Genomic DNA, 18,186 nt, shown 5'->3' on the forward strand with positions numbered 1-18,186 from the left:
AGGTTTTTTTACAGATTCATGGACAGATGACCAATCCATTAGAAGGCTCCTGACATAGAGTGAAAGGGAACAAACTGTCATTTAAGGGGGATTCGCTATGGATATTGGAAAACTGCTCAGTTTTGTGAAGTCCATCCCAAAGGATAAGCTGAAGACGGATGCTGGCCTGAAGGAAGTGATTCGTGATCTGGGCAAGAAGTCGGGCAAAAATTTTACGGACCAAGAGCTGAACCGCTACGTTGCCCAATTCCGCTCGATGGCGAAGACCGAAAACGTAGGTAGCCTGATGAACAAGCTGTCCAAAAAGGGATTCGACGCAAATGATCTGAACAACCTGAAAAAACGCTTCAAGTAACGGTTAGAAAACTGGGAGGGAGGTGGGACTATCGCAGTCAAGTCGAAAAAGAGACAGAAGCCCGGCGTCTCCCAAAACCATCTGCTAGAGACGATGAACAAGCTGGCTCGTGAGCACAGCAGCACCAACGAGCAAATGATGCGCGAGATGAATCAGGTGCGACAAGAGCTACAGGAAATGAAGAGCACGCTGGGAAAGCTGAGTTCACGCCCAAGCGGCGGCCAAAGACGGGGGAGTATCCTGTTCGGACCGCGCAGGACGGTCACTACTCCAAAGGCAGCGGAAAAAGCGAAGCCCGTATTTGCTCTAGAAGATCTGCTTCCTCTTTTGCCGCATCTGAGCAGCACATTCCCACAACTAAAAAACCCGAAGGTCGCGGATTCGATCAAGGTGCTCTCCAACCCTGCCGTGATGTCCATGATCCAGCAATTCCTGCAAAATGGTGGTCTGAGCATGCTGACGGGCAACAAGCAGGTGGAAACGGTCAGTAGAAGGGAAAGACGCGGTTTGTTCTGGTAAGCCAAAGCCTTGTCGAAAAGGGAGAAACAGAGTCGTGGAAGACTGTCTCGCTGTCGAGTGAAGACGGTCTTTCTCATTTTGTGACGATTTTGGTTCCATTAGCCTATAAACTTTACAGATCAAGTAGCGTCTAATAGAATGGTGAACGTTGCTCAATTCCTGAAGCCAACGAAACCAAACGACATCACGGAGGAGGTCAGGATGAAAAGACGATTGTACCCTCTGCTGCTTTCACTGCTGCTTTTGCTGTGCATCCCAGGGTGGGCTGCGGCAAGCAGTGCCGGGGAGGAGACCGTCAACCTCATGATCGGTGGACAAGCTGTTTCCCCAGAGGTTCCGCCTGAGATTAAAAACGGTCGGACTCTCGTTCCCGTCCGTGTCATCGCTGAAGGGCTTGGTGCGGATGTAGACTGGGACGCAGCTGCTCGAAAGGCAACGATTACGAGGGGAAGCCAAAAACTCACCCTCACTCTCGACTCCAAAACGGCGCAAGTAAACGGCAAACAAGTGAAGCTGGATACGGCACCCGTCATTTCCAAGCAGCGCATGCTTTTGCCCTTGCGTTTTGTAGGCGAGTCACTGGGAGTTACCGTAGGATGGGACAACAGCACTCGCACGGTCATTGCCAATGAAACCCCACAAGTCGAAATCAACGGCAACAAACCAGAGCAAGCGATTAGTCTGTACCAGATGGACGGCACGCTGTACGCGTCTGCACAAGCGGTTGCTGATCAATTGGGGCTGAAAGGCTTTCAATGGGAAAGACCTGAGCGCGGAAAAACCGTTGATGACCAGCTAGTCCTTCCTGTAGAGCAGCTGGAGAAAGAGCTGGGAGGCTCTTTTACCTGGAATGAGAACAAAAATTCACTGGAGATCAAACGCCAAAACCAGATGACGGAAGTCTCCCTGGATGGCGACCTGGTGCGAATCGGCACGTCAAAGCCTATTCGGGCACAATCCTTAGTGCTGGAAGGCCCGAACCGGATCGTACTCGACCTGCCACAAACGACGCTCGATGACGATTTGCAGGATTTGAGCCGTCAAAGTGATGATGGAGTTGTGACAGTAGGAAAAGTGGAAGACCGCGACACAGCTGCATCTGTAGATGAAGATGTAGACGCGGATGAAGATCAGGATGAAGCATTGGATGAAGATTCCGAGCAGTTTACCGAGTCAGAACAAGCTGCCGCTTCGGACGAGCCTGAAGAAAAGCCGTTGATCGCCTCCGTTCGGTACAGTCAGTACAGCCAATCGCCTGACACCGTTCGGGTCGTCATTGAGCTGAACCAGAAGAGTCAGTATAATGTAACGTATACGGATGACGGCCTTGAGGTGAAGCTGACAGCGAAGCCGCAAAAAACGGGCTTCCTGATTGTCGTCGATGCGGGGCACGGCGGTAAAGACCCCGGCTCATTGGGCACATACGGCAACCACGAGAAGGATTATACATTGTCCGTCTCCAATAAGGTCGTAGAGCTTCTCAAGCAGTATAAGGAATTTCAAGTGGTTCCCGTTCGTACGACAGATGTTTTTTACGAGCTGTCTGAGCGTGTCGCTATCGCAAACGAGCAAAATGCCGACCTGTTCCTGTCGATCCACGCTAATGCTTTCCCAAAACCGACGGCAGGTGGTACGGAGACTTTCTACTATAATGCGAACAGCAAGACCTTTGCTCAAGTCGTGCACAAGCATCTGCAGGGGGCAACCGGGTTTACTGACCGGGGGTACAAGGCATCAGGCTATTACGTGATTAAAAATACGAAGATGCCCGCTGTTTTGACAGAGACAGGCTTCCTCTCCAACCCAACAGAAAATGCGAAGCTGACCAACCCTGCCTTTCAGGATAAGATTGCGCAGGCACTTGTAGCAGCTATTCGAGAATATTATTTGTCTTACCAGTAAGGGAGGCTTTCGATGAAACGTCGTCATATGATTTGGGTGGCAGTTCTGGCCACTGCGCTCGTCGCAGGTTGCGGTCAAAAGGCGGAGCCAGCGCCACAGCCAACTGGCGCCGAACAGTCCTCCGGCTCGAATCAAACGCCAACGACTAACGAGCCGAAGCTGACCAAACAAAGTATTTCCGCTTACTATTCCGATAATAATTTGATGGAATTGCAAGAGGAGAAGCAGGAAATTACCTTTGCCGAAGATATCGAGAAGTATAAAAAAACGATCGAGCTGTTGGCAAAGCCTCAAAAACCGGACGAGCATGTCTCGCTCTGGTCTGACTTCCACTATCACTCGGTTACCTTTGATAAGGGAACCTTGACGATCGATGCGGACAGCAAGAACCAGTACAATCTGGGCTCGAGCGGCGAATCCATGGCACTCGATGCTTTGAAGCAAGCTTTGTTTCAATTCGATGAAGTCGAGCGCATCGTGATTTTGGAAGACGGAAAAAAGGTGGACTCCTTGATGGGTCATGTGGATGTTACCGAACCGCTGACTCGGGATCACTAAATAGAAAACGCATAGTAAAGCGGCACAGCCATTTTCATCGGGCTGTGCCGCTTTTTGTTATGCGAGCAGGCGATCAGATAGTTTCGCGATCGCCGACCAAGTACCTGATGGCGTAGATCCCCGCCAGTCCAACGAGGGTGTAGACGATACGGCTCGGCAGTGTACTTGCACCGCCGAAGAGCGTGGCTATCAGATCGATTTGAAAAAGACCGAAGATCCCCCAATTGAGTGCGCCGATTATGACAAGCAGCAAGACAAATTTGTTCATACTCGGTCTACCTCCAGTAAAAATGTCATTTGTCCAAGAAGGCTTCATCTTTAAAAAAGCTTAACAATCGCAACACAAAACAACAACATTCGACCTGTATAGTTTGTACTTGTAAGAGAGAAAAAAACAAACCGATCCCTTTAAGGAGGATTTTCATCCAATGAAAAAACTCAGCAAAATGTTTATGGCATTCACATTTGTGGGCGCGCTGCTCGCAGGCTGTGGAAGTAACAATGCTGCACCAGCTCCAGCTCCAGCACAACAACCGGCTGCAGAACAACCAGCTACACCAGCACCGGATGCTAACTCGGGTTCTACTACAACATCTCCCGGTGAACCGGTAACAGCTGTCGGTTCTACCGCTTTGCAGCCTTTGGTTGAGCAAACGGCCAAGGACTATATGGCGAAGAATCAAGGCGTACAAATTCAAGTACAAGGCGGAGGCAGCGGTACAGGTCTGAGCCAAGTGGCAAGCGGTGCTGCAACGATCGGTAACTCCGACATCTTCGCGGAAGAAAAATCAGGAATTCCAGCAAACGAGCTGGTCGACCATAAAGTGGCAGTTGTAGGTATGGCTGCAGCTGTTAGCCCAAAAGTGAAAGTAGACAACTTGACGAAGCAACAGTTGATCGACATCTTCACAGGCAAAATCACCAACTGGAAAGAAGTTGGCGGGGATGACATGAAAATCACCCTGGTAAATCGTCCGAAATCCTCCGGTACTCGTGCGACCTTCAACAAGTTTGCTATGGACGGAAAAGAAGAAGCAGAAGGCATTACCGAGGATTCTTCGGGTACAGTACGCAAAATCATTGCGGAAACACCTGGCGCAATCGGCTACCTGGCACTCTCCTACTTCAATGACACGGTAAAAGCTTTGAAACTCGATGGCGTAGAGGCAAATGCAGAAAACATTGCGACAAACAAGTATCCAGTATGGGCTTATGAGCACATGTACACGAAAGGCGAACCAACTGGCAATGCAAAAGCTTTCCTCGAGTACATCCTGTCTGATGAAGTTCAAAAGAAAACCATTACCGATCTGGGCTTCCTGCCAATCACTGACATGAAAGTAGAACGTGATGCAGAAGGTAAAGTAACACAAAAATAAGCTTCATGACCGCATGATAAAGCAAAATAGAGGGGTGGGGGGGGCGCTTACCCCTCATTTTGCTTGTACAGTAAAATTTTTTACAATTCAACTGCAACTAAGGCTCCACCACAAAGCTTGGAGGAGCCAAGTTTTCTAAAGTGGTTTTTCTAGGGAGGGAGATTATGAACCGTCGTAGTGAAGGGTCAACGATCATCGTAGATAAAAAGGTCGTGAATGGCAAAAAGTCTGACAGCGAGCGTCAATCTCTGATAGCGAGAAAAATGCTGACGTACAACAAACGCCAGCTTACAGAGAATGTAACCGGTAGGACCGTGGCTATGGTATGTGCGGCTTTGCTGGTCATTGTTGTCTTGTCGATCACCTATTTCATTGCTTCCAAAGGACTTTCCACGTTCTTTGTGAATGGAGTAAGCATCAGTGAATTTTTGACAAAAGTAAAATGGGATCCAGAGGGCGAACCGGCCATATTCGGAGTTTTTCCTTTCATCTTAGGCTCGTTCCTGGTTACTACGCTTGCGGCGATTATCGCTGCTCCACTGGGTATCGGAGCCGCAATTTTCATGACAGAGATTTTCCCGAACTTCGGTAAAAAGGTGCTGAAGCCTGTTATCGAGCTTCTGGTAGGTATTCCTTCCGTTGTCTACGGTTATGTTGGACTTAGCTTGCTTGTCCCATTCATTCGAGAACAGTTTGACGTACTGGGCTTCAGCCTTCTGGCGGGGGGACTGGTACTGGCGTTGATGATTCTTCCTACGATTACGAGTGTAGCGACTGATGCGATCGAGGCAGTACCACAGGATTTGCGGAATGCGTCCTTGGCTTTGGGAGCTACTCGTTGGCAAACGATTTGGAATGTAGTTTTGCATTCCTCCCTGCCTGGCTGCTTGACTGCGGTGGTATTGGGGATGGCTCGTGCTTTTGGGGAAGCGCTGGCCGTACAGATGGTCATTGGTAACACGACAAAGCTCCCAGGAGGTCTCCTGGACCCAATCAGCACACTGACAAGTGGAATTACGCTGAACATGGGGAACACGATCCAAGGAACTCCTTACAACAACGCGCTCTGGTCAATGGCTTTGCTGCTTCTCGCGATGTCCTTTATCTTCATCATGATCCTCAGACTTCTCGGTAGAAAAAGGGCGGTGAAATAAAATGAGAGCAAGAGTCATGGACCGTGCTGCTACTGTCATTCTCACCCTGATTGCGATCTTGATCATCGGTACGCTGATTGGCCTGCTCGGTTTTATTTTGACCCAGGGCTGGCACAAGCTCAATCTGGACTTCCTCACGTCTCCTCCTGACATTGTGAATGCAGGGGGCGGGATTGGACCACAGTTGTTCAATTCCTTGTACTTGCTGGTTTTGACGATGCTGATCGCATTGCCGATCGGGATCGGGGCAGGTATCTATATGGCTGAATACGCACCGGATAACAAGTTTACCCAGTTTATCCGGATGAGCATAGAAGTATTGTCGTCGCTTCCGTCTATTGTTGTTGGTTTGTTTGGCTTGCTCGTTTTCGTAAACATGACGGGCTGGGGCTACACCCTGTTTTCCGGCGCATTGGCGCTGACGGTGTTTAACTTGCCGCTATTGGTTCGCGTGACAGAGGACGCCCTGCGCAACGTACCTCGCAGCCAAAAGGAAGCGAGTCTGGCTTTAGGGATTACCAAATGGCGCACGATCGTATCCGTTATTTTACCAGCAGCACTTCCAGGAATCCTCACCGGTGCGATCCTTGCTTCCGGCCGCGTGTTCGGGGAAGCAGCTGCCCTGCTCTTTACAGCGGGGATGTCTTCACCTAACTTGAATTTCACCGACTTTTCGTGGAACAGCCCAACCTCGCCGCTGAATCCTTTCCGTCCGGCAGAAACTTTGGCGGTGCATATTTGGAAAGTAAACAGCGAGGGCTTGACGCCAGATGCGCGTGATGTTGCTGATGGTGCTGCTGCCGTTCTGATTATTGCGGTCCTGCTCTTTAACCTGTCCGCGCGTTGGTTTGGCACGTGGGTGTACAAAAAGATGACGTCGGGATCCAACTAAGGAGGGTGAAGCTATGTCCGTACTCACCATGCAAGATACGATTATTCAAACTCGCGATGTTTCCGTTTATTATGGAGAAAAGCGTGCGGTAAACAATATTAACATGGATATTGAGCGCAACTCGGTGACAGCTTTTATCGGTCCGTCCGGATGCGGGAAGTCGACGCTTTTGCGCAGCTTGAACCGAATGAACGACCTCGTACCGTCTTGCCGTGTGACAGGCTCGATTGTGGTAGACGGCATCGACATAAATAGCGAGCAGGTCAATATCGAAGGGCTGCGCCAGGTGGTTGGAATGGTTTTCCAGCGTGCCAATCCTTTTTTCAAATCCATCTATGAGAACATTGCCTTTGCTCCTCGCTTTCACGGCATGAGAGACAAACGCGAGCTGGATGACCTGGTAGAAAGCAGCCTTCGCAAGGCAGCCTTGTGGGATGAAGTGAAGGACCGGCTGAAGGACTCGGCACTCTCCCTGTCCGGTGGGCAGCAGCAGCGACTGTGCATCGCACGTGCGATCGCGATGCAGCCAACGATCCTGCTATTGGATGAGCCAGCCTCAGCACTCGATCCGATTTCCACCATGAAGATCGAGGAGCTGGTCATGCAGCTGAAGGAAGAGTACACGATCGTGATCGTGACGCACAACCTGCACCAGGCAGCTCGTATCTCCGAGAAAACGGCTTTCTTCCTGCTAGGGGAGCTCGTAGAAATGAATGAGACTTCGAAAATATTCACTTCACCTGAAAATGAAAAAACGGAGGCGTACATCAGCGGACGTTTTGGATAAGAAACAAATGGCAAAAAAACAGCTCCATCCCAAGCGATCTTTTGCTCGTGGATGGAGCTGTTTTTTCTATACTGTTTTTCCTATACTCAGGCAGTTGCTTTTTCCTCTGTGCGGAAGAAGCGGATTTCCTGTTCCAGATCTTCGATGATGCCCGCCAGACGTTCCGAATCATGCAGGAACTGCTCGGACAGTGACAGGCTTTCCTGATTGGAGGCAACGGCCTGCTGTGTGCCAGAGACGACTTCCTGTGCCGACAAGGAAAGAGTGTCTACTCTCTCCTGGATGGATTGACTCTGTACGTGTATGGAAGCAGAGAGCTCACGGATCGTTTCAAATTGGGTGGTGATGGCTTCGCTGATCCGAACCGTTTGCTGAAAGATGTCTGTCGCCTGGTGGAGTGTGTGAATGCCGCTGATCGTTGCCTGATCCGTTATTTCCAAGCAATCCGAGACGCGCTCCATGCGTGATTCTCCGGATTGGATGACTTGCTCAATACGTGCGGTTGCTTCTTCCGTTTGCTCGGACAGCTGTCGGATTTCATCTGCTACGACTCCAAAGCCCAAACCGGCTTGACCCGCACGCGATGCTTCAATCCGAGCATTGAAGGACAGCAGCTTGGTTCTTTTGGAGATTTGCGAAATCAAGTGGAGAATGTCTCGGATATCCACCATGCTATCCTTCATGGCAGACATCGCATGCAGCGAGGATTTCATGTCGTCTGAAATCTTCTGCATGTTTTCCTTTAAAGCATCGATAGAAGCAGAGGCTTTGACGCTTTGCTTGCGGGATTCGTGGTTTTGCAGGACGGCCGCTTCCATCGATTCCGTGATCCGGGATATTTCCGCTGTGATGCCGGACATGGTCGTATGGATACCCTCTATCTGCAGCTGCTGTTGATCCATTTCCTGTGAAAGACGCTCCGAGACAGCCACGACTTCGCTCTGCATCGCGTGGGAATGGCGAGAACCGTTGCCGACATGATGAGCCACCTGCTTGACGTCTACGATGACGTGCTGGATTTTGCCGATGATCGACCGGATCTGGCTGCTCATGCTGTTAAAGCTGTCGGCAAGCTGGCGGATCTCATCATTGGTCTGCACTTGCATCGTTTGGAATAGTTCTCCCTTACTGAAAGACGACATTTTTTGTTGAACTTCTTTCACCGGTGTGACAATCTTGCGGACGAATACGTAGAGGAGGGCAGCCAGTGCCGCGATTCCGACGATTGAGACAGCGAGTATCGTCAGCTGCAGAGTGTGGACCTCGCGCTTTATCTCTGCGACGGATTGGACGACGATCATTCCCCATTTGAGGGAGCTGTCGAATTGGTAGGCGCCGTAGTACTCGGCTCCTTGCAGGGTCACTTGTTCGAAGCCCGCTTGACCGGAAAGCATATCTTTGACGATGCTGAGCTGGTCCATCGCGGGTCGCTTGAGTGCGTAAGTCTTGTCCGGATGGGCAACGAGCTTGCCCAGTCGATCCACGATCATGGCATAGCCGGTGTCACCTAGTCTGATCTCCCCGATGAACTCACTTAGCTTGGGAACGGAGAGGAACGCGACAATCACACCGACAGACTCTTCATTCTCGTTAAGCAGTGGGAGGGAGACGGCGATCTTGGGAAACTCCGTTTGGGAAAACTGAAAGACGTCTGAAACAAAGGTCGATTTCTTTTCTAGTGCTCCCGCAAACCAGTCCGTTTTGCGCGGGTCGTAATCACTCGACAGTGGGGATCCGGGAAACGTTAAGTAACTTCCATCGGTTTTGGCTACCTGGATTTCTGATATTGTTGGGTTGGCCGTGACGATGTCGGTCAGGATACCAAACATCTGGCCGTTTGACAGCTTGCTGTTTTTGTACGAGGAACCAAAGGATTGCAGGGCAGATTCGATGGTATGAACGCGACTGCTGGCTTTCTGCATGGCGGTGTTGGTGGCGTCTAGCAACTGCTGGCGAGTTTTTTCATTCAGCATGGCTTCGGATTGAGAACTGATAAAAAATGCTGCGATGGCCATCATGCCGACGACCATTGCCATTGTTCCGAAAAACAGCCGAGTGAAGATGGAGCGGTAATGAATAGACGAATTGCCGTTACGTTTTTTTCTCAGCATCACGTGCTCTCCCCTTATATGACAAAACGTTCAGCCTTATTGTAGGATTTGCCGGGTAGAGCGTATATGGTTTGGCAGTAATATTTACCAGATCTTTACCTGGGCTGAAATCTTTAAGAAAACTTAATGAAGACCTTACATAGCCATAACAAAGGCAAGCTATAGTGAATGAGTAACGAATGACGCCATTGACGAAGGAGCGAAGACCGTATGAGTGTGATTGCAGTTCGAGAGTTAAACCTCTTCTACGGTAATAAGCAGGCCCTCTACGATATAAATCTCGATGTGGAACCAAACTCCATCACTGCCTTGATTGGTCCATCTGGTTGTGGGAAATCCACTTTTCTGAGGACGTTGAACCGGATGAACGATTCGGTTGCCAATACAAAGATTACAGGTAGCGTAAAAGTGTTTGACGAGGACATCTACAGCTCGGGTGTCGAGGTAGAACGCTTGCGTAAAAACATCGGGATGGTGTTTCAGCACCCAAACCCGTTCCCGAAAAGCATTTATGACAACATCACGTACGGTCCCAAGCTGCATGGGCTGACCGATCGGTATAAGCTTGATGAAATCGTGGAAAACAGTCTGCGGGCCTCCGCTCTGTGGGATGAAGTCAAAGACGTGCTGAAAAAACCTGCGACAGGTCTTTCAGGTGGGCAGCAGCAGCGTCTGTGCATTGCACGCGCTTTGGCTGTGCAGCCGCAAATTTTGCTGATGGACGAACCGACATCGGCACTCGACCCCATCTCGACGGCGAAAATCGAAGAGCTGCTGGAAGAGCTGAAGAGCATCTACACGATCGTCATCGTGACGCACAATATGCAGCAGGCGGCACGCATCTCTGACAGGACGGCCTTTTTCCTCAATGGAGAGCTGGTCGAGTTTGACGCGACGCCTGTGATTTTCCAAAATCCGTGCGACAAACGTACAGAGGATTACATTACTGGACGTTTCGGATAAATGTGAATTGTAGTAAGGTAGGAAGAGTGGGCTCTTTGGGGCCTGCTCTTTTTCAGTATAAGGGCAACTAAGGACCCGCCAGAAGGCTTGATGTAGCCAAGTTTTCTAATGGTACGGCCGAAATGAAACGAGAGAGTGAAACAGAGGGGAAATAGTAAGTGGTCTGGATCTCAATTCTTATCTTTTTAGCAACGCTGACTTTAGTCATTTGGCAGCCGCGCGGAATGTCGATTGGTTATCCTGCTGTCGGGGGAGCGATCCTGGCTCTTGCGACGGGAGTGGTGTCATTTGCGGATGTCGGGGAAGTTACCTCGATTGTCTGGAACGCAACCTTCGCCCTGGTTGGAATCATCATCATTTCTCTTATCTTAGATGAGATCGGGTTCTTCGAGTGGGCGGCTCTGCACATGGCCAGATTGGCAAAAGGCAGCGGACGCCTGATGTTCGTCTACGTGATATTACTGGGAACGATCGTCTCCGCCCTGTTTACCAATGATGGGACGGCACTGATTTTGACGCCAATCGTACTGGCGCAGGTGCGAGCTCTACAGCTCGATCCGAAGATGGTGCTGGCTTTTGTGATGGCCAGTGGCTTTATTGCGGATACGAGCTCGCTGCCATTCGTAGTGAGCAACCTGGTCAACATCGTGTCCGCCGATTATTTTGGGATCGGCTTTGCCGAATACGTGTCACGGATGGTTTTGCCAACGCTGTTTTCAGCAGGTGCGAGTCTTGCTGTTCTGTTTCTTTTCTTTCGCAAGAGCATTCCCGCTCAGGTGGATTTGAACCTGCTAAAAAGTCCGAGAGAAGCGATTCGCGACTTCAAGCTGTTTCGATTGTCCTGGCCAATTCTCGCTATGCTGCTGGTCGGATTTTTTTTCAGCGAGACGATTCACGTACCTGTGTCCTTTATTATCACGGGAGCCGCGCTCATCTTTTGTCTGGCTGCCAAAAACAGTCCGGTGATCCAAATGCGCCGCATCGTCAAAGAAGCGCCGTGGGTCGTCGTCATCTTCTCGATTGGCATGTACGTGGTTGTCTGGGGATTGCACAATGCGAAGCTGACGGATCTGGTCAAGGATTTGCTGGATGTGCTTATGGATCATGGTCTATTAGCTGTAACGGTCGGGGCGGGCTTCATTTCAGCGATCCTATCCTCTGTGATGAACAACCTGCCGACGGTCATGTTTCATGCCCTCGCGATCGGATCTACGGGAGCAGAAGGCGTGATGCGTGAAGCGATGATATACGCAAATGTGATCGGCAGCGACCTCGGCCCCAAAATCACCCCGATCGGTTCGCTGGCCACCCTGCTCTGGCTCCACGTCCTCGGCAGAAAAGACGTCAAAATCACGTGGTGGCAGTATTTCAAAACAGGAGTCGTCCTCACCGTGCCGACTCTATTGATCACCCTGCTTGGGCTGTACTTGACATTGAAATGGTTTTACTAGAGCAAACCCGCTGGCGAAACGAGTCAGCGGGTTTTTGTTTGTCGGAGGTGAAGTGCCAAAAAGAGGAACAGTCAGCGTCCAACGTGCGAACGCGTCCAGAGCAGGCTGCTTTTGGACGCGGTTCCTCTTTTGAACGGAACCGGCCAGTGAATCTTCCAAGCAGTGTCCGTACTAGCCGCAGCTTTTTTCTTCTTTTTCCTCCCCCGCCCCCAAGAATAGGAAACACAACCCAAGGAAAAAATAGGCGCAACTCAGTAAAGGAGGAAGTTTCCATGTGGCATGGTTGGCCAATTGAACGTGTCCTCATTTTGTTTACAGGACTTGCTTTTGCCATGATTGCTGTTCAGGTCACGCTGTTTCACTCCCGTCAAAATTTCCGCCATTGGGCCATGTGGCTGCCCGTCATTGAGCTGCCGCTGTTTGCGGTGACAGCTATTATCCTATCATTCCAAAATGCCGGATGGCTGCGGTGGCTGTTTGCATTCATGATGGTCGTAGGGATGGCAGGGGGAGTCTTTGGAGCCTATTTGCATACGGTCGGTGTCGGGCAGCGCGTTGGCGGGTTTTCGCAAGGTCAGAATTTCCAGGTGGGTCCGCCGATTATCTTGCCGCTCTTGATGACGGCAGTTGCAGCACTGGGGCTTATTGCCCTGTATTGGGGGTGACAGTAAATGGCTGAGGAAAGTCGCTACCCGACATATGACGTGTGGGATCAGCACACGGAATGGGACGGTCACACCAAGAAAATCGTAGGCTCCCGAAAAACGCCGCAGGTGGCCCATCAGTTTTTTACCAAAGAGGAAGCGTTCCTCCTGCAAACCCTTGTCGGCGTACTGGTCAACGAGCATCGGCTGGAAGTGTTGACCTTCGTGACGCAGCATCTGGATGATTCGGCAGCGAGTCCCATCGGCGAGTCACAACGAAAAGTCGGGGTACCGCCGAAAAAACAGCTGTATCGACTCGGCTTGGCAGGGGTAGATGCGGAGAGTCACGCGATGTATGGGAAAGGCTTCATGGGAGCTGGGCCCGAGGAGCAGCAGGCTGTTTTGCAGGCTGTTTCCAAAGGACAGGCCAAGGATCCACAAGCGTGGGCGGGAGTAGTCCCTTCTGATTTTTTCAAACAACTTCTGCACGATACGGTATCCGCTTATTATTCTCACCCGTTGGTCTGGTCCGATATCGGCTATGGCGGTCCAGCGTATCCACGCGGGTACGTCCGGGTGGAGAAAGGTTTGACTGATCCATGGGAGGCGAAGGCAAATGGCAAGTGACGACCGGGTCATGCACCACAGCGATCATTACGACGGATATCGCTCGAGCAGCTTGGATAACCGCAAATATGGAGAGGAATGCGATGTGTGCATTGTCGGTGCAGGAGCGGCAGGAGGCGTACTTGCCCATGAGCTGGCGAAAGCAGGATTGCGCGTCGTCGTCATCGAGGCTGGGCCATTCTGGGACCCGCAGAGCGATTTTGCCAGTGATGAGCTTTCCATGCGCAGGCTGGCTTGGCAAGAGACCCGGCTCGTAACGGGAAAGGATCCTCTCAGGCTTGGGCATAACAATTCAGGCCGTGGAGTGGGAGGGGGGACCGTGCATTTTACCGGTGTGTTCCTCCGTTTTCATGAAAGTGATTTTAAGACCAAGTCGGTGGACGGGGTAGGAGAGGATTGGCCAATCACGTACCAGGACCTCGCTCCGTACTACGACAAAATCGAGCGGGAAATTGCGGTATCCGGCCCGTCCTATTTTCCGTGGGGCGCTTTTCAGGGGCCGTATCCGTACCCGGTGCGCGAGCCGATCAGTGCCAACTCCCAGCTATTCCGGGAAGCCTGTGAAAAGCTGGGGTACGAGAGCGTAGTGGCGCCGCTTGCGATCCTGTCTGCCCCATTTGATGGGCGACCGCCCTGCATTAACCGCGGCTTCTGCAACCAAGGCTGTATGCCGAATGCCAAATACAGCGGGTTGGTTCACCATATTCCCAAAGCTATTGCAGAGGGGGCAGAGGTTCTGTCTGACTGTATGGTGACGGAAATTTTGATGGCTGGAGACCGGGTGAGTGGTGTTCTTTTCAACCACGATGGTTTGACGCACCGCCAAATGGCACGTGTCGTCATTTTGGCCGGGTTCGTGATCGAGACGCCGCGGCTGCTGCTGAACTCTGCGACCTCGCGTTTTCCAAACGGGCTGGCTAATTCCAGCGGCTGGGTAGGAAAAGCGATTATGCCTCACTCCAGTCACGATGTGTATGGCAGATTGCCCGAAGAGGTTCGGCTGTACAAAGGGACACCTGTTCTAGCGTTGACCCAGCATTTCTATGAAACAGATCGCGACAGAGGCTTTGCCCGTGGCTATACACTGAATGCACACGGTGCGAGGCCAGTGGGGATGGCTGGGGCGATTGCGGCGGAGCGCGAGGATGGATCGTTTTTATGGGGGAAACAGCTGCGGGAAACCATGCTGGATTACAATATGTACGCACGTGTGACACTGGTAGGGGAAGTGCTGCCTCATCCAGGCAATGCGGTTACGCTAAGCGGGGAAAAAGACGAGTATGGCATGCCGATTCCCAAGGTTACATTCAGCTACCAGGAAAATGACCGTCTGCTCTATCAACATGCGATTGGGCAAATGAAACAGATTGTGGAAGCGATGGGGGGAACCCCGGAGCATGTCGTCTCAGATACGGCTCATCTAATGGGGGGGTGCCGGATGGGGAATGACCCGGCGAGCTCGGTCGTCAACGAATTTGGACAAGCTCACGACATTTCCAACCTTTTCATAGCGGGGGCATCGACCTTCGTAACATCAGGGGCAAGCAACCCGACAAACACAGTAATGGCGCTGGCTGCACGCACTGCGGACAAGCTGATTGAAGCCATGAAAAGGCAGGATCTTTCATGAGCTTTCACGGAACTTTTACGTTCATATCTTCCCCACCGAACAAAACATATTGTATACTGGGAAACAGATAAGCAAGGCAAAGGTGGGTTAGTATGGAAATGGATTTAATGCAGGTACTGTTTTTGTCCGAGGTTTATAAGCTGCTTGGTGACAAGACGCGACTGACGATCATGGCTCTCCTGCAAGTTCAGTCCTTGTGTGTCCGTGATCTCGTGGAGATTCTGCAAACTTCCCAACCCTCTGTTTCTCAGCACTTAGCGAAGTTAAAAACACATGGTTTGGTAAAAGAACGCCGTAAAGGACCGTGGGTTTTCTACTCAGTTAATACGGAGTGCGCTCCAGCAGTTCAGCAGATTCTTTCTCATCTACCGGACATGTCGCCTGTCATCAAACAAAAATCAGTCGAGAACGAGCCTTCTTTCGGCTGATCGGTCTTTTTTGGAAAGCGTTGGATCTACCCGATCCTGCGCTTTTTTTATTTATCAACAAAGGACTGAGGAAGAATTTACAGGCGAACGTAAAAGAGGAGCAAACCACCGAGTGTGGTCGCTCCCCTTTAGAAATTACAACGATAAAGCTTCTTTCAGTGCTTCCTTGTCGAAGCCGTGAATGATGATATCCTCACCATCCTCTTTTTTTATCAGAGTAACAGGCGTCATGCTGGCACCGAGGCTAATGGCTTCTTGAAAATAGGCATCGTTTTTCCGAATGTCTCTGTCTTCGAAGGCAACCTGCTGGCTGGTGAGCCACATCTTTTCCTCCTGACATGGTCCGCAGGTTGTTTGTGTGTAAATGATAACGGTGTTCGCCATGGGACGACACTCCTTTCCAACGTGTAGAATCGAAATCGAAAACATTCTTTCGCCTTTTACGGGACAATTCCTGCCTGCGTCGGCACTTCCACAGATGTCCTGTACACTTAGCTTGCACATATTCGTTCTTTTTTTTCCTGTAGGCTGGAAAAAACAGGGGCGGATACCTGAGGGGGGAGCGGTACAAATTATATTCAGTGACGTCGAGGAGGTGAATGGAACGATGCCTAAACAAAACAAACAAGCTGGTATGAATCAAGCGAAAAACGCGCAAGCAGCGCAAAATACAGCTACTGAATTCGCAAGCGAGACTAACGTGTCTGAGGTTCGCCGTCAGAACCAACAATCCGCTGCGAAATCTGGTCAACAAGCTGGCCAAGCTACTGAGTAGTAGCTCACGGCAATCAACCCTCGCGATATGCGGGGGTTGTTTTCGTTACTCAGGTAAATAAGGGTTGGCATCAAAGTGGCTTGCCAACAATGATGGGGAGTGGTACGTTGACTGCAGTAGAAGAAGACAGGAGCGTTATGGAACAATGATTATAGGAATCGGACTGGATATGATTGAAATCGAACGTATAGACAAGCTGCTAAAAAGACAGCCGAAAGCGTTAAACCGTTTTCTCACCCCTCGCGAGCAAGAGCTGCTTGCGGGCAAATCGCTGACGAGACAAACGGAATTCGTCGCAGGACGGTATGCAGCGAAAGAAGCAGGTGCAAAAGCATTGGGTACCGGGATCGGAGAGGGAGTCAGCTTTCTCGATATGGAGGTATTGCCAGCCCCGGGCGGCAAGCCTGAGATGACGTTTGACGCAGCCGTATACAGCAGGGTGGGATTGGACGCAGCACAGGTGAGAGTCCATTTGAGTATTACCCACAGCCAGTCACATGCGGTTGCACAGGTTGTATTGGAAAAGCTGTAAACTTGTCTGCATATTGGGACGAGGATGGACATACATTTATATCGCGTAGATCAGGAGGGACTACCTGCTCTTACACAGGAAGGGTAAGTCTTGATGCCGATCCAAGCGATATCACATCCTCACCTAGAAGATTGTGCCTGTCCATGACAAGATGTGCGCTCCAAGAGGCGAAAGACTGACAGATTTCCCAGGAAATAGACAGGGATGCCCTTCTTTGTCGAAAATGTTGACAAGGAGGAGTTCATTGAATGAAACGGGCAGCTTTTCCACTGGTGTTATTGTTGGTCTTCACCCTGCTGCTCGGCGGCTGCTTTGGTCAAAAAACACCCGAAGATGTGGTGAGTGACTTGAGCGGTACGCTGGACAAAATGGCTGGCTACAAGTCTCAAGCAGTGCTGACCATGCAAACTGGCTCGACTCCCATGGAGTACGATGTTCAGGTATGGTACGAGAAACCGACCAATTATCGGGTAGCACTGACCTCCAAGCAGCGTGGCATCACCCAGGTTATCCTGCGGAACAGTGAAGGGGTATTCGTTCTCACGCCACATCTGAACAAGAGCTTCCGTTTCCAAAGCGGCTGGCCTGAAAACAACGGACCGCTCTACCTGTACGAAACGCTCATCCGCAGCATCATTGACGATGCTGAGCGTCAGATGAAAATGGATGACAAGCAGTATGTGTTTGAGGTCAAAGCAAACTACAGCGGCAATCGCTCCCTGACCAAGCAAAAAATTTGGCTGACGGAAGATTTCAAACCTACGCACGCAGAGATTATGGACTCGAGCATGAATCCGTTGGTGAAGATTGACTTTTCTGAGTTTGTATTCAATCCATCCTTCGATAAGGATGCGTTTGACAAAGATCGCAATATGACGACGAGTTCGCTGCCTTCGATCCCGACTATGGCACAGCCGAATGGGCAAGTCGCACAGGTGCCGTCCAGTCAGTTCGGTGTCATCGTACCGACCTACGTTCCAGATGGCGTACAGCAAGGCGACATCGAGCCTGTGACGAGGGACGGAGTGCGTACGGTTGTTCTCAGCTACCAAGGAGCCTATAACTACAAGCTGACCGAGGCGCGTCCGACAGAAGCTTCTGTATCCTATGAGCAGGGCATGCCGATTGATCTGGGCTTTACGATCGGCGTCCTGGCACAGACGAACGACAATCGCCGCTACCTCACATGGGAGCTGGACGGCGTAGAGTTTATGATGGCGGGAGACCTGCCAGAAGAAGAGATGGTGAAAGTCGCCCAGTCCACGTACGGCATCGGCGGCAAATAAGCTGGGGAGAGGGGACGGTCACTGCCGTCCTCTTTACTTTTTTCTGAACGCATAGGAATTTATAAGTGTTTACGCATATGAATTCTGGAGCGCATGACGAAGTGCCTCAGCGTCCGCTTCTGGCATTACTTCGGTATAACTATCCGCTAAAACGCGGTCGCTCCTCCTTGAACAGGCATCGATAGAGGTTTTC

Annotated in this window: 20 protein-coding genes; 17 read left to right on the forward strand and 3 right to left on the reverse strand. The window is 50.9% G+C overall.

Annotated elements, in window-relative coordinates:
• The first annotated feature begins 97 nt into the window (after positions 1 to 97).
• The 4 genes from EDM55_RS08790 (at position 98) to EDM55_RS08805 (ending at position 3,334) form a co-directional block, all read left to right on the forward strand.
• The gene (locus tag EDM55_RS08790) at positions 98 to 355 is read left to right on the forward strand and encodes a hypothetical protein (protein WP_122960114.1); all 258 of its coding nucleotides are present in this window, start codon (positions 98 to 100) and stop codon (positions 353 to 355) included.
• A 93-nt stretch (positions 356 to 448) separates the two neighbouring features.
• Entirely contained in the window at positions 449 to 874 is a 426-nt protein-coding gene (locus tag EDM55_RS08795) for a hypothetical protein (RefSeq protein ID WP_092270867.1), read from the forward strand.
• A gap of 201 nt (positions 875 to 1,075) precedes the next feature.
• Positions 1,076 to 2,776, forward strand: a complete 1,701-nt coding sequence (locus tag EDM55_RS08800) for an N-acetylmuramoyl-L-alanine amidase family protein (RefSeq protein WP_122960115.1) — start codon at positions 1,076 to 1,078, stop codon at positions 2,774 to 2,776.
• Between the two features lie 12 nt (positions 2,777 to 2,788).
• A complete protein-coding gene (locus EDM55_RS08805) occupies positions 2,789 to 3,334 on the forward strand; it encodes a GerMN domain-containing protein (RefSeq protein ID WP_092270872.1) in 546 nt (181 codons plus the stop codon).
• A 73-nt stretch (positions 3,335 to 3,407) separates the two neighbouring features.
• Here the strand turns inward: EDM55_RS08805 and EDM55_RS08810 are convergent, their stop codons facing one another.
• Positions 3,408 to 3,602, reverse strand: coding sequence for a DUF378 domain-containing protein (locus tag EDM55_RS08810; protein WP_092270875.1), 195 nt, complete (start codon positions 3,600 to 3,602; stop codon positions 3,408 to 3,410).
• A gap of 160 nt (positions 3,603 to 3,762) precedes the next feature.
• Between EDM55_RS08810 and EDM55_RS08815 the strand changes: the two genes are divergently transcribed.
• From EDM55_RS08815 to pstB (EDM55_RS08830), 4 genes are all read left to right on the forward strand, one after another.
• Entirely contained in the window at positions 3,763 to 4,713 is a 951-nt protein-coding gene (locus EDM55_RS08815; RefSeq protein ID WP_092270880.1) for a phosphate ABC transporter substrate-binding protein, read from the forward strand.
• A 263-nt stretch (positions 4,714 to 4,976) separates the two neighbouring features.
• Positions 4,977 to 5,867, forward strand: coding sequence for a phosphate ABC transporter permease subunit PstC (gene pstC / locus EDM55_RS08820; RefSeq protein WP_092271058.1), 891 nt, complete (start codon positions 4,977 to 4,979; stop codon positions 5,865 to 5,867).
• 1 nt (position 5,868) lies between these two features.
• On the forward strand, positions 5,869 to 6,759 hold the full coding sequence (gene pstA / locus EDM55_RS08825; protein ID WP_092270883.1) for a phosphate ABC transporter permease PstA: 891 nt from the start codon (positions 5,869 to 5,871) through the stop codon (positions 6,757 to 6,759).
• Positions 6,760 to 6,772: 13 nt separating this feature from the next.
• Entirely contained in the window at positions 6,773 to 7,546 is a 774-nt protein-coding gene (gene pstB, locus EDM55_RS08830; protein WP_092270886.1) for a phosphate ABC transporter ATP-binding protein PstB, read from the forward strand.
• Positions 7,547 to 7,632: 86 nt separating this feature from the next.
• Here pstB (EDM55_RS08830) and EDM55_RS08835 read toward each other — a convergent pair whose 3' ends face one another.
• Positions 7,633 to 9,657, reverse strand: coding sequence for a methyl-accepting chemotaxis protein (locus EDM55_RS08835; RefSeq protein WP_092270889.1), 2,025 nt, complete (start codon positions 9,655 to 9,657; stop codon positions 7,633 to 7,635).
• 210 nt (positions 9,658 to 9,867) lie between these two features.
• Between EDM55_RS08835 and pstB (EDM55_RS08840) the strand changes: the two genes are divergently transcribed.
• From pstB (EDM55_RS08840) to EDM55_RS08865, 6 genes are all read left to right on the forward strand, one after another.
• Positions 9,868 to 10,620 carry a phosphate ABC transporter ATP-binding protein PstB gene (gene pstB, locus EDM55_RS08840; RefSeq protein ID WP_122925711.1) on the forward strand — a complete coding sequence of 251 codons (753 nt, stop codon included), beginning with the start codon at positions 9,868 to 9,870 and terminating at the stop codon, positions 10,618 to 10,620.
• Between the two features lie 158 nt (positions 10,621 to 10,778).
• Positions 10,779 to 12,071 carry an arsenic transporter gene (locus EDM55_RS08845; RefSeq protein WP_122960116.1) on the forward strand — a complete coding sequence of 431 codons (1,293 nt, stop codon included), beginning with the start codon at positions 10,779 to 10,781 and terminating at the stop codon, positions 12,069 to 12,071.
• A 272-nt stretch (positions 12,072 to 12,343) separates the two neighbouring features.
• A complete protein-coding gene (locus EDM55_RS08850; RefSeq protein WP_092270898.1) occupies positions 12,344 to 12,736 on the forward strand; it encodes a hypothetical protein in 393 nt (130 codons plus the stop codon).
• Positions 12,737 to 12,742: 6 nt separating this feature from the next.
• On the forward strand, positions 12,743 to 13,342 hold the full coding sequence (locus tag EDM55_RS08855; protein ID WP_122960117.1) for a gluconate 2-dehydrogenase subunit 3 family protein: 600 nt from the start codon (positions 12,743 to 12,745) through the stop codon (positions 13,340 to 13,342).
• A gap of 10 nt (positions 13,343 to 13,352) precedes the next feature.
• Positions 13,353 to 14,972, forward strand: a complete 1,620-nt coding sequence (locus EDM55_RS08860) for a GMC family oxidoreductase (protein WP_092271061.1) — start codon at positions 13,353 to 13,355, stop codon at positions 14,970 to 14,972.
• A 92-nt stretch (positions 14,973 to 15,064) separates the two neighbouring features.
• Positions 15,065 to 15,400 (forward strand): ArsR/SmtB family transcription factor, encoded by a 336-nt coding sequence (locus EDM55_RS08865; protein ID WP_092270904.1) that lies wholly within the window; start codon positions 15,065 to 15,067, stop codon positions 15,398 to 15,400.
• A gap of 135 nt (positions 15,401 to 15,535) precedes the next feature.
• On the opposite strand, the gene EDM55_RS08870 is transcribed toward EDM55_RS08865, so the two are convergent.
• Positions 15,536 to 15,784: a glutaredoxin family protein gene (locus EDM55_RS08870; RefSeq protein ID WP_092270907.1), complete on the reverse strand. Its 249-nt coding sequence runs from the start codon at positions 15,782 to 15,784 to the stop codon at positions 15,536 to 15,538.
• Between the two features lie 223 nt (positions 15,785 to 16,007).
• Here EDM55_RS08870 and EDM55_RS08875 point away from each other — a divergent pair, with 223 nt between their 5' ends.
• The 3 genes from EDM55_RS08875 (at position 16,008) to EDM55_RS08885 (ending at position 17,993) form a co-directional block, all read left to right on the forward strand.
• Positions 16,008 to 16,175: a gamma-type small acid-soluble spore protein gene (locus tag EDM55_RS08875; protein WP_092270910.1), complete on the forward strand. Its 168-nt coding sequence runs from the start codon at positions 16,008 to 16,010 to the stop codon at positions 16,173 to 16,175.
• A 145-nt stretch (positions 16,176 to 16,320) separates the two neighbouring features.
• Positions 16,321 to 16,707 carry a holo-ACP synthase gene (gene acpS / locus EDM55_RS08880; protein ID WP_122960118.1) on the forward strand — a complete coding sequence of 129 codons (387 nt, stop codon included), beginning with the start codon at positions 16,321 to 16,323 and terminating at the stop codon, positions 16,705 to 16,707.
• 248 nt (positions 16,708 to 16,955) lie between these two features.
• Positions 16,956 to 17,993, forward strand: coding sequence for a DUF4367 domain-containing protein (locus EDM55_RS08885; RefSeq protein WP_122960119.1), 1,038 nt, complete (start codon positions 16,956 to 16,958; stop codon positions 17,991 to 17,993).
• Positions 17,994 to 18,186 lie beyond the last annotated feature (193 nt).

The organism is Brevibacillus centrosporus (genome assembly GCF_003710815.1).
Taxonomy (GTDB): domain Bacteria; phylum Bacillota; class Bacilli; order Brevibacillales; family Brevibacillaceae; genus Brevibacillus; species Brevibacillus centrosporus.